The organism is Paenibacillus barengoltzii NBRC 101215 (assembly GCF_004000745.1).
Classification (GTDB): domain Bacteria; phylum Bacillota; class Bacilli; order Paenibacillales; family Paenibacillaceae; genus Fontibacillus; species Fontibacillus barengoltzii.
This window is the reverse complement of the sequence record NZ_BILV01000041.1, coordinates 1-14,442: the sequence shown is the minus strand read 5'-3', so window position 1 is coordinate 14,442 and position 14,442 is coordinate 1. Positions and strand designations below refer to the sequence as shown.

Genomic DNA, 14,442 nt, shown 5'->3' with positions numbered 1-14,442 from the left:
GGGAGCGGCAGACGAAAGCAAGCGAACAAGCAAAATAGTTACTCCGAAAGCAAGATATGCAGGAGCCCCAGACGTCACAGCTCTGTAATGTGTATTAGGAGTTTGGCAGAGTTAGGCACAATTAGGCTTTGTTAGGCACATTAGGCGCAGTTTGGACCGGTTTAGCATGATTGGTGACGCAAGTAAGAGGAAACAGAAGCTTGGAGCAGTTATTAGTAGTTTCTGGACTCTGGAAGTTAGTGTCTTTTAGGCGCGCAATTAGGAGCAGCTAGACGCATTTAGGAGGAAATCGAACCAATAAGAGCAGTCAGGCACAGTTAGGAGCAGTTAGGAGCAGTTGCAGCTAGTAGTAGTTGTAATTAGTAATGGTTATCCGTAGTAATTAGTATCTGCAAAAAGTAACTTACGCGACGTCGGCGTCAATCATTGGCATAGAGAAATTCGCGAAGTAACTACAGAGTAACTACATTAGCATTAGCAACAACAAGGACACACGGGAAGAGCAACGGTAGAAACAGCAGCAGTGACAGTAGTAACAGCGTTGGTGAAGGTAGAGACTATAGTGAAGGTAACTAGTGTAACGAATTTGGAGTCCGTTAGCGACAGTAGTAGCGAAATAGCAACAACGGTAGCGACAACAGAAGCACCAAAACAGAGACAACAGCACCATAGACAGCAGGCGGGTCACTAACAACCACGGCCCCGGAACTCTATCGCTTGTCAGCAACACTATTGGGGTAACCACAGCGCACCGCACCTCTAACGCTTACCAGCAACGCTATTTCGCCCAAAACGGGGCTGCTGAGAATCTAACGCTTGTGAGAGAGCTTATTTACCTGTTACGCCCTCGAAACGAGGTCATTTGACGCATATAAGCTTCCTGACAAGCGTTAGAATTGAAATTCCCCTCTTTTCGCCCAAATAAGCGCTCTGGCAAGCGTTAGCCAGGGGAGAGCCCGGCGAAATAAACGGTCAGCCGGAGAGAAACAGGCAGAAAGCGTTCGCCGCACGCTGTCAGCTGCTTCTAGCGTTAGCTGAAAGGCAGCAGGCGACAGCCACTAACGCCCGCCCACTGGCAGCATGCCTCATAAAGCATCAGCCGGGGCTCTTGCGCAGCTGATCCGCCCTTAGCGCCAAAAAACCTTCAACGCCATCCGCTAAGGTGGCATTGAAGGTTTTTGGTTTTCCTAAAGGCCAGGCTGCTAGAAGTACAAATCCCGCTCGCCTTCTTGGAGGCGCTGAAGGCGGTTGATCGTTGCATCGCGGGCGGAGGTTTTAGGGATGCGGCGAAGATTGTTTTTGATGAGCGTTGCGCCCATCTCCCGGGCCTCATCATCGCCGTAATCCAGCAAATACTCCTGCAAGGTGAGCAGTGCGTTCGGATGGCAGATGTTGTGAATTTGGCCCGATTTGGCCAGCCGCATGAAACGGTCGCCCGTCCGCCCTTCCCGATAACAAGCGGTGCAGTAGCTCGGAATATAGCCATCCCGGCACAGCGACTTGATCATCTCCAGCGGCGAGCGGTGATCGCCCACCTCGAACTGGGCGGTATCGCCGCATGTCCTTCCTTGGCCCTCGCCGCCGTACGTGCTCGTATAGCCGCCGACGCCAGTGCACGAGCCTGCGCTGATCTGGGAGATGCCCAGCTTGATGACCTCGTCGCGGAACTTCGAATCCTCGCGGGTAGACAAGATCATGCCGGCATAAGGCACCGCGAGCCGTAACACAGCCACGATCTTCTTGAACTCATGATCGCTCACCAGATACGGGAAGCTGTTCAGATCTACGCCCTCCGCCGCCCGCAGGCGAGGGACAGAAACCGTGTGAGGCCCGCAGCCATACGTGGCTTCCAGATGCTCGGCATGCATCAACATCGCGATCGTCTCGTATTTGTAATCATACAGCCCGTACAGTACTCCAACGCCAACATCATCGATCCCAGCTTGCATCGCGCGGTCCATCGCCGTCGTGTGCCAGTCGTAGTCGCGTTTTGGCCCTTTGGGGTGCATGCGGCTGTAGGTTGGACGGTGGTACGTCTCCTGGAATAGGATATACGTGCCGATCCCGACGTTCGCCAGCTTGCGATAATCCTCCACCGTCGTCGCGGCGATATTGACATTAACTCGGCGAATACTCCCGTTATCGACTTTCACGGAGTAGATCGTTTCAATACATTCCAGGATGTAATCGATGGGGCAATGCTCCGGATCCTCTCCGGCCTCCAGCGCCAGCCGCTTATGCCCCAGTTGCTGCAGCACTTCGACTTCCCGAATCAACTCCTCCCGGTTTAACCGCCGCCGAACCATGTCTTTATTCGACTGCTTATAGCCGCAATACTCGCAATTATTAACGCAATAGTTGCTGACGTATAAAGGAGCGAACAAGACAATCCGATTCCCGTAAATGCGTTCCTTCACCTCGCGAGCTGCATGGTAGATCTCCTCTAGCAACACATCGTCCTCTACATTTAACAGGACAGCGGCCTCGTCTGCGCGGATGCCTTTGGCAGTCCGGGCACGCTCCAGAATCGCCAGCACCTTCTTACGGTCGCGGGCTAGCCTTGACCCGTAAGCGAGCGCTGACACAATGGTCTCATCCCGGATGAAGTCCGCCGCCTGCCTTTGCTCTGACCTGCTCATCCCCATCCCTCCCTGTAAGATGCCGTAATCACTTCTGAATCCCTTAATAACGGGAGCGCACCAAATAGTGCGTGTGCAAATACTGATGGCTCTTGTGACTGTTCGGCTCCTCCAAAAACTCGCGATAAATCTGCTGGATATACGGGTTCTTATGCGATTTGCGCACCGTAGACGCTTCGTCCTCATCATAAATTGCCTTGGCACGAGCAGCCTTCACGTCGAGAGTATCCCGCAGGCTCGCGCCAACGATCGGCTGCCCGCCGCCGCAGATACAACCGCCCGGACAAGCCATTACTTCGATAAATTCGTATTGGCGCTGACCGGACTGGATCATCGACATCAGCTTGCGGGCATTGCCAAGCCCGTGCACTACCGCCGTGCGGATCACCCGCCCGTCCGGCAGCTCCACCATCGCCTCTTTGATGCCGTCCATTCCGCGCACAGCGGTATATTCCACCGTCTCCAGCTCTTCGCCGGCAATCAGCTCGAACACGGTGCGAAGCGCCGCTTCGGCCACCCCGCCGGTGGCACCGAAGATCACGCCAGCTCCCGAGGCTTCGCCAAACGGGTTGTCGAATGTTTCACCCTTCAGGTTCACAAAATCGATCCCCGCCTCTTTGATCATCCGCGCAAGCTCCCGGGTTGTCAGCACGTAATCGACGTCCGGGAACGACTCGTGAGCCAGCTCCTCGCGCTGCGCCTCGAACTTCTTCGCCGTACACGGCATGATCGACACCACCACGAGGTTCCCCGGATCGATCCCCATCATTTGGGCGAAATAGCTCTTGATCATTGCCCCTTCCATCTCATGCGGCGATTTGCAGCTCGAGAGGTTCCCCCTCATATCCGGAAAGAAATGCTCCACAAATTTCACCCAGCCTGGGCAACAGGAGGTCATCAGCGGCAAGTTCTCCCCGGTGGCCAACCGATGCACGAGCTCGGTGCCCTCCTCCATAATCGTTAAGTCGGCTGCAAAATCGGTATCAAACACCTTATTGAAGCCCAGCCGGCGCAACGCGGCAACCATCTTGCCTGTCACCCGCGTGCCGATCGGCATCCCAAACTCCTCGCCCAAGGCAACGCGTACCGCCGGCGCCGTCTGCACAACAACGAATTTATGCGGATCAGCGATCGCCTGCCATACATCGCCCACATTCTCCCGTTCCTGCAACGCGCCAACCGGACAAGCCATGATGCATTGACCGCAGTTGACGCAGACCGATTCGCCGATCGGCCGCCCCAAAGCCGGCCCAATCACTGTATTGAACCCGCGGTTCATGAACCCGATGGCCCCCACAGTCTGCACCTCGCTGCACACCGAGACGCACCGGCCGCACAGCAAGCATTTGGATGTGTCGCGCACGATCGACGGCGACGAGAAATCAACCGTCGACCGTGCTTGGCCTCCCGCATATCGCACATCACGCACCCCAATCTGATTCGCCACCTCCTGCAGCTCGCAGGTTCCGCTGCGCAGGCAGGTGAGGCATTCCCGATGGTGATCCGACAGAATCAGCTCAACCGTCGTTTTGCGGGCTTTCCGCACCCGCGGTGTATTCGTCCGAATCCGCATGCCGTCCTCGGCCACCAGCGTACACGAAGCGATCAGGCGGGGGCCCGATTCCACCAAGCAGACGCGGCAACTGGACGGATGGTTCATGCCCTGCAGATGACAGAGGGTAGGAATATGAATGCCTAATCCGCGGGCAGCTTGAAGCACCGTCGTTCCCTTCGGCACTTCCGTTTCGATATCGTCAATCCACAATTTCACCGTATCCATGCTCGAACTCTCCCCCTTTCAGCTCTTATAGATCGCTTCAAATTTACAGCTGTCGAAGCAAATTCCGCATTTGATGCACAGCTGCGGATCGATGACATGCGGCTCTTTCATCTCGCCCGAGATCGCTTCCGCCGGACATTTCCGGGCGCAGAGGGTACAGCCGCGGCATTTCTCCTCATCGATCGTGTACGTAATCAGCGAGCGGCACACACCGGCAGGGCACTTCTTATCGACCACATGGGCAAGATATTCCTCGCGAAAATACTTCAGCGTGGACAGCACCGGATTCGGCGCCGTTTGGCCAAGCCCGCACAGCGAAGCCGCCTTAATTTGCTCGGACAGGTCCTCTAACGCCTCCAGATCCTCCATCGTCCCTTTGCCCTCTGTGATTTTCTCCAAAATCTCCAGCAGGCGTTTGGTGCCAATCCGACAAGGCGCGCACTTCCCACACGATTCGTCCCGCGTAAAATCAAGGTAATATCGGGCCACGTCGACCATACACGTCTCTTCGTCCATCACGAGCATACCGCCCGAGCCCATCATCGACCCCAAGCTCAGCAGCGTATCGTAATCGATCGGCCGATCGAGATGCTCGCTCGTTAAGCAACCGCCGGACGGCCCCCCGGTCTGCACCGCCTTAAACGCTTTGCCGCCGGGAATCCCGCCGCCAATTTCGTAAATCACATCGCGCAGCGTAACCCCCATCGGCACCTCTACCAGCCCGGTGTTGACGACTTTGCCGCCCAAGGCGAAGACCTTGGTGCCTTTGCTTTTTTCCGTCCCGATGCTCGCATACCACGAAGCGCCCTCAAGCAGAATGATCGGCACGTTGGCCAGCGTCTCCACATTGTTGATCACCGTTGGCTGCCCCCATAGCCCGCTGACGGCCGGAAACGGCGGTTTTGGATTTGGCATGCCGCGCTTGCCTTCGACGGAGTTCATCAGCGCGGTCTCTTCCCCGCAGACAAACGCCCCGGCTCCCAGACGAACGCTAATGTCAAAAGAAAAGCCGCTTCCAAACAAGTCATCTCCCAGCAACCCATAATCCCGGGCCTGCTTAATCGCCGCCTGCACCCGGCGCACGGCGATCGGATATTCCGCACGTACGTAGATGAAGCCATGATTCGCCCCGATGGCGTAGCCGGCGATCGCCATGCCCTCCAGCACAGAGTGCGGATCGCCTTCCAGAATGGAGCGGTCCATAAATGCGCCCGGGTCGCCTTCATCAGCATTACAAATCATATATTTGGGCTTCGCCCGCTGCTTCGCCGCTGTCTCCCACTTCACCCCAGTCGGAAAACCGCCTCCTCCGCGTCCGCGCAAGCCTGCCGCCTTCACCTCGGCCACGACCTGCGCCGGCTCCATCGTCGTCAGAACCTTATGCAGCGCCTTATATCCATTCATGGCGATATATTCATCAATGTCCTCCGGATCAATCGTCCCGCAGTTCCGCAGCGCAATCCGCTGCTGTTTGTGGAAGAAATCAACCTCATGCAGCGGTTTGATCCGCCCGTCTTTCTCCAACGACTGTGAGTACACAAGGCGATTGACGATTTTGCCCTGAAGCAGATGCTTGTCGACGATCTCTGCCACATCCTTCACCTTCACCCGGTTGTAGAACACCTCCTCCGGGTAAATGATCACGACCGGCCCCAGCTCGCACAGCCCAAAGCAGCCCGTCCGGACGATCTCGATTTTGTCCTGAATCCCTTGGGCAGCCACCGCTTGCTCGAAGGCTTCCGCAATGAACATCGAGTCCGAAGAGGTACAGCCGGTACCGCCGCATATCATAACGGAACGCTCGGCAACGCCTCCGTCGACCGCCTCAACCTTCCCCAGCTTCCGTCGCACCAGGCGGTGAAGCTGCGCCGTTCGAATGCCTTCGAGATCCAACAACGTTTTCATCGTTCCACCATCCCTTCTAATGCGTCTGTACAGGCGTGCGCATTTGCTTCAGTATTTTCGGTATTTCGTTGGGGGCCAGCCGGCCATGCACCTTCTCTCCGATGGTCATGACCGGGGCTAAACCGCAAGCTCCCAGACAACGGGTGGCTTCCAACGTGAATTTTCCGTCGGCCGTTGTCCCTTGAACCGGAACGTTCAACTCCTGACTCAGGCGATCCAGTACGCCTTGTGCGCCCTTAATGTAACAAGCTGTCCCCATGCAGACGCGGATGATATGCTCTCCCTTGGGCTCCAGCGAGAAAAACGAGTAAAACGTCGCCACCCCGTAAATCTCAGCCATCGACATGCCCAGCTCCCGCGATACGATCTGCAGCGCTTCCTCCGGCAGATAGCCGTACATATCCTGAATCTCATGGAGCACCGGAATCAACGCACCCGGCAGCTGGCGGAACTGATTGATGATTTCCTCCACCCGTTGCAGCCGCTCCTCGTCCTTCGCACAACGACAAGTCTCTTCCATCCTCGCTTACTCTCCCTTCATCAAACGAATGCTGACCTTAAAGCAGCGGGCTTTCGTGCTTCAGCTTAAGCCGTTCCCAACGCCGGTTAACCTCTTCCTCAAAGGCATCGAGCAGCTCCTGGTCATGCAGCATGTGCTTCGTTTTGCCCATCAGCTTCAACCATTCCTGCGGTGAGATCCGCTTGTTCTTCGCCTCCGGATTATAAGTGATGTTCGTGACGCCATGCTCGATTTCGTACAGCGGGAAGAAGCAGGAGTCTACCGCCGTTTGCAGGATTTTCGTCCCGAGCTGATCTGCAGACCGCCAGTTGAGCGGGCAGGTACTGAGCACTTTTCCGTAAACCAAACCTTCATGTTGTGCATACCACTGCGCCTTGGCTGCCTTCATAATCAAGTCCTGAGGGAAGGCTTCCGCCCCGGTGAACACGTACGGGATATTGGTCGCCGCCATGATCTGCGGAGTGTCTTTGTGATGGAATGCTTTCCCTTTCTGTGCCTTGCCGACGCCGGACGTGCTGGTCTGATGCCCCAGCGGCGTGGAGTAGGAGAGCTGCGAGCCCGTGTTCATGTATCCTTCATTGTCGTATTCCAAAATAATCATCTTGTGGTTCCGCAGCGCCGAGCCGATCGCCGGCCCCATACCGATGTCCATCCCGCCGTCACCGGTCACCATGACGAAGGTCACGTTATCCGAAACATCGATCTCCCCGCGGCGCTTCCGCTCCCAGAACGCCTCAACGACGCCAGCCACGGTGGCAGCCCCGTTCTGAAACAGGTTGTGGATGAACGTTTGCTTATGCGAAGTATAAGGATAGCCAGCCGTCACAACGTACGAGCAGCCGGTCTGAAACAACGTAACGACATCGCCTTCAATCCCTTTGAAAAACAGCTCCAACGAAGAGATCGCGCTGCAACCCGGACATGCCCCATGGCCCGGCGCCAGCCGCTTCGGCTTCGCTGTCAGACTGCGCAGCGGCGGCACCTTCACCTTCAGCTTGCCGGTCGCCTCATCCGGCGTCACTTGAATCAGCCCGCTGTTAAAGGCATCGCCATGCTGCGGCGTCAAGATCGGTCTGAGTTCGTGCACCGGATCGCCGGGGACCTGCCCGAAATAATCAAACGGTACCGCGGCTTCGCCTCGGTTCATCGCCTCCATAGCCAGGTTGAAGAACGCTTCCGCTTCATCCGGATAGAAGTCTTTGCCGCCCAGACCAAACACGCGGGACAACACAATCGTTTGATTCGCCGGATCCAACTTCAGCGCGGAGCGGATTTCATGCGTCATATTGCCGCCTTTACCGCCGTAGGAATCAGCGCGTTCGCCCACCAGCAGCGCTTTGACGCCCCGCAGCGCGGTGCGGATCTCCTCCGCCGGGAAGGGCCGAATGACGTTGGGCCGAATGAGCCCCGCCTTAACCCCCTGCGCCCGCAGCTTGTCAACGATCATCTTGGCCGTTTCCGCCGCCGAGTTCAGCAGAAATAAAGCGACCTCCGCATCTTCCATTTGATACAGTTCGAGCACCGGGTAGTCACGTCCCGACATCGCCTTAAATTCAGCAGCGATTTGTTGATACACTTCGGCCGCACGCTCCTGAGCCAAGTCCAGCTGGTAGTGGTTATTCAACAGGTCGTCGCCGTTCATATGCGCACCAACCGAAATCGGCTGCGCCGGATCAACGACGTGATCAAATCCAACCGGCGGTGTATCCCCTACGAACGCCCGAACCGTCTTGGCGTCTTTGAAATAACTTAATTTCCGTTTCTGATGGGACGTAAAGAACCCGTCATAGGCAACGATCACTGGCAGCCGAACCTCTGGATGTTCCGACCACTTCAGCGCCATGATGTTCATGTCGTAGGCTGCTTGCGGGGTGCTCGCCGTCAGGATCAACCAGCCGGTGTTCAGCGCAAAATACAAATCGGAGTGGTCACCGCGAATGTCCAGCGGACCGCTGATCGAACGCGTCACCAAGTTCAGCACCATCGGGAACCGCGTTCCGGACTGGACCGGCAGCTGTTCGAGCATGTACATGAACCCGTTGGCGCTGGTCGCATTGAGCACCCGAGCCCCAGCGAGCGCGGCCCCATAACAGATCCCCGCCGAGCCGTGCTCCCCATCCGCCGCAATCAGTTGGATATCATGCAAGCCTTGCGCCTTTTTCTGGTCTAGAATTTGGGCAATCTCCGTGGACGGGGTGATCGGAAAATACCCCATCACATGGTAGTTGATCTGAGCCGCCGCCATAGCTGCCGCCTCATTGCCTGATTCGAAGGCCGTCGTTTGTTCCGCCAGCGTCATTTTTGTGATTTTCTCTTCGGTTATAGACATCGATAAAGTCCTCCTTTAGGCTCTTCTGCGAGTTCCATACACCTTGACCTTGGAAAAAACTCTACTGAAAGACGTGAGCAACGCGCTGGCTGTCGGCATATCCCGGCTCCTCCCGACGCATGCTAAGCGCCCCCGTTGGGCAGATTTCCACGCATTTCAGACAACCTTTGCAATATTGATAGTCGATGCCGCTCAAGAACATTTGCGGACGCCCCTTCTTGTCCTCCCCGGTCTCCCACACGAAACACAGATCAGGACAAACCGAGTCGCAGTTGGCACAATGGATGCAGCTGTCTGGATCCAACTCCGGTACAAACCCCTGCCGGGACCCGCTCAAATCCTTCAGCAGACTATTGCCTTGCGCCCGGATGATGCCGCCCAGAGCCTGCGTCTTATAGCCGAGCAGCGGCTGCGGCCGTTCGAATTGTATCCCTTGTACCCCCTCGGGAGCCGGGATCGTCTGGAAGCGCACCTCATGATACCCCCGGTCGAACGTACGCAGATTGGGCTCCACCAAGTGCGGGTATTTTTTCTGGAATGTATGCTGAATCACTTCGCGCATCGAATCTGGATCCAAAAAATCGCATATCCGGAACAACGCCCCCAGCATCGAGGTGTTCACCTTCGTATGCTCGTCAATGGCAATCCCCATCGCGTCCACCACAGCGAGCGTCCCGTAAGGGAACATCAGGTCGCGCCGAATTTCCTCAAAATCGCGGGTTGAGTTCACCAATACGATTCCGTCCGGCTTCAAGCCGCTTAGGACATTTACCGTTTTGTGCAACGCTTCGTGGAACACGCCGATGACGTGGGGTTCCTCGATTGGACTGTGGTCATGGATCTCCACGTCCGGCTCGCAAAAGCGGATAAAGCTCTTCACCGGGGAGCCCTTCTTCTCCGAACCATAAGACGAGAAGCTTGCTCCATTTAGGCCGAGCCCAAGCACCCCGGATTCCGCCAGCATCTTCCCGGCCAGGTTGGCGCCGAGCCCGCCGATAGATTCCAGCCGAATTTCAAAAAAGCCAAGGTCATTGGTTTTGGTCAATATGCTCATTCGCCATGTCTCCTCTACGTTTTTTGTGAAATAATTCACGAATAATAACGAAATAAAAATGCCTCATCTCTTGACTCAACCGACTTCTGTGCAACGATGACTAAGCATGACGGCGGCTTGCCAGCGCCTTCAGGCTGTCCCCCCTTCCCATATCTACGGAAAAGCCCGCGGCTTCAATCCGGAGCTCAAGGCAATGCCTGCACTGGGCGGATTCATCACCCGTGCAGATTTTGTTGTTGTACAAAGCGTATTTCTTGCGGACGGCAACGGGTGACAGATTGGGCATGACCACATTGGCCCCGGCCTTCAGCGCCAACTCCCTTCCTTCCGGGTGTAACGTACCAAGCGCGGTTGTCGCGGGAATTAAGGCTTCGGGAAGGAACAGGCGGGCCAGCGCGACCATCACCAGCGTATCCTCCAGCGACCCGGCCTTCGCCTGAGCAAGCGGCGTCTTGTCATGGGGAATAAACGGGCCGATGCCAATCATGTCCGGGTTGAGCGTTCGGAGATAGATCAAGTCCTCCGCTAAATCCTCCGCCGTCTGGCCGGGCAACCCGACCATAAAGCCTGCTCCCACTTGATAGCCGATCGATTGCAGTGTCTCCAAACATTGGCGCCGGTGATCAAAGGACATCAAAGGATGCAGTTCCTGGTACAACCTCCGGGAAGCGGTTTCATGACGCATCAAAAAGCGATCCGCCCCCGCTTCATACAGCAATCGGTAGGTGTCCGCCTCCCGCTCGCCGATGGATAAGGTGATGGCTGCATCCGGAAATTCGCCCTTGATGTCTCGAATTAAGGATGCCAGCAGATCGGCTGTATACCAGGGGTCTTCCCCGCTCTGGAGCACAAACGTGCGAAAGCCCAGCTCGTATCCTTCCCGGCAGCACTCGAGAATCTCTTCCGGGCTGAGCCGATAACGCTCCGCCACGCGATTCCCCGCCCGCAGTCCGCAATACAAGCAGTTCCGCCGACAGTAGCTCGAAAATTCAATCAAACCGCGCATATACACCTTGTCCCCGTAAGCCTGCTCCCGCCTTAGACGGGCCAATCGGAAGAGCTCCTTGCGCGTTTCGACATCCATATGCTCCAGTAGATCGACGAGCTCCTCCTTGGAGAGCTCTCCCCGCGCATAGAGCTTGTGCACGAGCTGTTTCATCAGGCAATCATCCTTTGGAAAGACTGGATTATGGACCTTGGTATACCCTATGGCTGTCGTGAAAAATGATGAACGAAATAATTGTGAATATTTTCACTTTGTAAGCGTTTTAAATTTTCTTCGTTGATTGAATCACCCCGGTTTCTTCATAGTGAGCTGCGACCTTAAGCGACGATAGGTCTGTTGTTAAGTGGGATGGTTACAGCGTCTGTTGGTGGCTTGATGATCCGAAGATGGTTAGTTCGATGGTTCGTTCGATGGAAAGTTGCTTGATCGTTAGGTGCGATTGTGATTCGTGGATGTGTGCCGCGTGCGCAGCGTCGATGATTTCGACATGAGGTTGACACAGAGGAGTTTTCTAAGAAGTGTATTTACTATATTACCATGAATTCACAGTTTGACTAGGACTTTTTTTACACTCTTGTGAGGTAAAAAAAAGAGCATGCCCCGAAGAAACGGAGCACGCTCTGAGCGTCACTATGTCAGGACCAGTCCAGACCGGTCTCTTTGGCGATCGGCTCTTCCTTGATTAAGGTATACATCGAAGCAGCTTCTTCCTTACGAGTCGTTTCGACCAGACGTTCGACGCGCACGGTCACCAGCTTCTGGCCGAATTGAACCGTAATTTCGTCGCCCACCTTCACCGTACTGCTCGGTTTGGATTCGCGCCCGTTGATCAGAACTCTGCCTTGTTCGGAGACGTCCTTCGCCACGGTGCGCCGCTTGATCAACCGTGATACCTTCAGGAATTTATCGAGACGCATTATTTTACAGCTTCTTTAAGTTTGTTGCCTGCTTTGAATGCTGGAACAGTGGAAGCTGGGATTTCGATTGTTTTGCCGGTTTGCGGGTTACGGCCCGTACGACCGGAGCGTTTGCGAGTTTCGAACGTACCGAAGCCGATCAGTTGAACTTTGTCACCGCTAGCCAGTGCATCGGTAATTTCACCGAGAAAACCATTCAATACGGATTCAACGTCTTTTTTCGTCAAACCGCTTTTGCTGGAAATGTTGTTGATCAGATCTGTTTTGTTCATTAATAATGCCTCCCAATAATTAAAGAAATAGGTGATACCTTGGCACTATAGGCTTCAGGCCTGCCTTCAAGCCTACCAAGCACCAGATGGTTATCTTTGTAAGAGTATTCTTGCTTGATTTGAAAAATCCTGCACTCTCAGGGAACTTTTTTTGCTTTTTTCGCAAAAAAACTGAAATTTAGTCCTTTTCTCCCATCATTCCCGTTCTTTCGACTTAGCTTCGTCCCATAATTTGTCCATTTCAGCTAATGTGCTGTCGCCAGGTGTTTTGCCCAGATCACGAAGCCGATCCTCCACATAATGGAACCGCTCCGTGAATTTGCGGATCGTCCGCGAGAGGGCTTGCTCCGGATCCACCCCGATATAGCGAGCCACATTCACCACCGAGAACAATACGTCGCCCAATTCCATCTCCTGCGCCTCGGCATCTTGCTTCTGCGCGACGGCTTCCCTCAGCTCGCGGATCTCTTCCTCCAGCTTGGACCATACCCCGTCGATGTCCTCCCAGTCGAATCCGGCCTTGGCCGCCTTCTTCTGAAGCTTGTACGCCTTCATCAAAGCCGGCAAATCGCGCGGCACCCCGCTGATGACTGATTGGCGCTCCGGCTGGAGGCCTTTGCGTTTCTTCTCTTCGGCCTTCATCGCTTCCCAGTTGTTAAGCGCGGCTTCAGCATCCTCGGCACTCAAATTCCCGAAGACATGCGGATGACGGTAAATGAGCTTCTCATTTAGCTCCTGGATGACGTCATACACCGTAAAAGTGCCCGTCTCCTCCTCCATCTGAGAGTGGAGCATAATTTGCAGCAGCAGATCGCCAAGTTCCTCGCGCATGTGGTCGGGATCGTCGTCGTCGATCGTCTCCAGCACCTCGTAGGTTTCTTCGATGAGATTTTTGCGGATCGATTCATGCGTCTGCTCGCGATCCCATGGGCATCCGCCCGGGCTGCGCAATATCGACACGATCTCATGAAGCCGCTGGAAGCTGCGGTTACGCAGCGTATCGTCCTCGCTGGCTGGGACATAGACCAGGGACAGGTTCCCGTAACCCGTAATCCGATCCAGCTCAAACAGCGGAACGCGCTCGATCCGCTCTTGGCCCGCTACCCCAAGGGCATGTCCCACAACGACCGGATAATCGTCAGGCAGCAGCTCCATCAGCCCCAGCTTGACTTCTGAAGCGGTGATCTGGTCATAGACTTGTCCAATTAGCGTATGCCGTCTTGGGTCAATCGCTTCCCCTCGAACCTCCGAGGCGTCTACCAGGAGGAATCCTTCGATCGGATCAAAGCCCAGGCGAACAAACGCTTCGTCCAGAAAGCTCTCCCCGCCAATGATATCGAGCGAGATTCCCTGCTCCGGACAGCGCTCCCGCAACAGCTTCACCGTCGCTTCGGCCACCTGGGGATGCCCGGGAACGGCGTACACGATATGCTCTCCCTCCTGACCTGCTTTGGCCCGCGCCAACAGTCTGGAGGCAATCTCCTCATAAACGGAAGGAAAATCGTCCTTCGCTTCGTACACCTCGTCAAACGAAGTAAAATGAACGCCCGTCTCCTCCAGCCAATCCACCACCGGATGGTCCTTCGTCCGGACGTAACGTTCTCCCGCCTCCTGCAGCCGCTTCAGGCTGCCTAAGGTCAGCCGGTCGGGATCTCCCGAGCCGAGGCCGACTACCGTAATGGTTGCGCTCATGTTATGCCTTTCACTCCCTGTCCGTTCAGCATGTTATTACTATACCATTGCTGGCGGTCAAACTGAAATTTTCTGCGTCACATCCGCAAAGTTCAACTTCGTACGGCCCTTACGCCAAGGCGAAGCGCTATGGCAGCAGCCTCAGCTTCCGAAGCAGCGTCAGCAGCTTCGGGCCGACCCGCGGCAGGGCGCTCAGCTCTGCCGCGCTCAGCAGCCGGGTGCGCAGCACGGCTGCAACGAACACCGCTGCGCCAAGCAGCACGCCGAGCAGGCTCACCGCCGCAGCTACCCCGCGGCCCATAGGCAGCTCGGCGGCGGCGAGGCGCAG

At 55.7% G+C, this 14,442-nt stretch carries 10 protein-coding genes and 1 pseudogene; all 11 read right to left on the bottom strand.

Going from position 1 to position 14,442, the window contains the following annotated elements; all coding sequences use genetic code 11:
• Positions 1–1,202: 1,202 nt before the first annotated feature.
• The gene (hydG, locus tag PBA01S_RS12645; RefSeq protein ID WP_127576105.1) at positions 1,203–2,639 is read right to left on the bottom strand and encodes a [FeFe] hydrogenase H-cluster radical SAM maturase HydG; all 1,437 of its coding nucleotides are present in this window, start codon (positions 2,637–2,639) and stop codon (positions 1,203–1,205) included.
• Between the two features lie 43 nt (positions 2,640–2,682).
• On the bottom strand, positions 2,683–4,419 hold the full coding sequence (locus tag PBA01S_RS12640; protein WP_127576104.1) for an NADH-dependent [FeFe] hydrogenase, group A6: 1,737 nt from the start codon (positions 4,417–4,419) through the stop codon (positions 2,683–2,685).
• Positions 4,420–4,437: 18 nt separating this feature from the next.
• A complete protein-coding gene (gene nuoF / locus PBA01S_RS12635; protein ID WP_218027442.1) occupies positions 4,438–6,324 on the bottom strand; it encodes an NADH-quinone oxidoreductase subunit NuoF in 1,887 nt (628 codons plus the stop codon).
• Positions 6,325–6,340: 16 nt separating this feature from the next.
• Entirely contained in the window at positions 6,341–6,844 is a 504-nt protein-coding gene (gene nuoE, locus PBA01S_RS12630) for an NADH-quinone oxidoreductase subunit NuoE (RefSeq protein WP_016314692.1), read from the bottom strand.
• Between the two features lie 37 nt (positions 6,845–6,881).
• Entirely contained in the window at positions 6,882–9,173 is a 2,292-nt protein-coding gene (locus tag PBA01S_RS12625; RefSeq protein ID WP_127576103.1) for a thiamine pyrophosphate-dependent enzyme, read from the bottom strand.
• Between the two features lie 61 nt (positions 9,174–9,234).
• Positions 9,235–10,227, bottom strand: a complete 993-nt coding sequence (locus PBA01S_RS12620) for a 2-oxoacid:acceptor oxidoreductase family protein (RefSeq protein WP_127576102.1) — start codon at positions 10,225–10,227, stop codon at positions 9,235–9,237.
• Positions 10,228–10,327: 100 nt separating this feature from the next.
• The gene (hydE, locus tag PBA01S_RS12615; protein ID WP_127576101.1) at positions 10,328–11,386 is read right to left on the bottom strand and encodes a [FeFe] hydrogenase H-cluster radical SAM maturase HydE; all 1,059 of its coding nucleotides are present in this window, start codon (positions 11,384–11,386) and stop codon (positions 10,328–10,330) included.
• Between the two features lie 482 nt (positions 11,387–11,868).
• Positions 11,869–12,150, bottom strand: a complete 282-nt coding sequence (locus PBA01S_RS12610) for an RNA-binding S4 domain-containing protein (protein WP_016314696.1) — start codon at positions 12,148–12,150, stop codon at positions 11,869–11,871.
• The gene (locus tag PBA01S_RS12605; protein ID WP_009226339.1) at positions 12,150–12,422 is read right to left on the bottom strand and encodes an HU family DNA-binding protein; all 273 of its coding nucleotides are present in this window, start codon (positions 12,420–12,422) and stop codon (positions 12,150–12,152) included. The genes PBA01S_RS12610 and PBA01S_RS12605 overlap by 1 nt, the downstream gene beginning before the upstream one ends.
• Positions 12,423–12,617: 195 nt before the next feature.
• Positions 12,618–14,114: a bifunctional methyltransferase/pyrophosphohydrolase YabN gene (gene yabN, locus PBA01S_RS12600; RefSeq protein WP_028539642.1), complete on the bottom strand. Its 1,497-nt coding sequence runs from the start codon at positions 14,112–14,114 to the stop codon at positions 12,618–12,620.
• A 127-nt stretch (positions 14,115–14,241) separates the two neighbouring features.
• Positions 14,242–14,442: pseudogene (locus PBA01S_RS22960) on the bottom strand (putative polysaccharide biosynthesis protein); the annotation flags it as partial.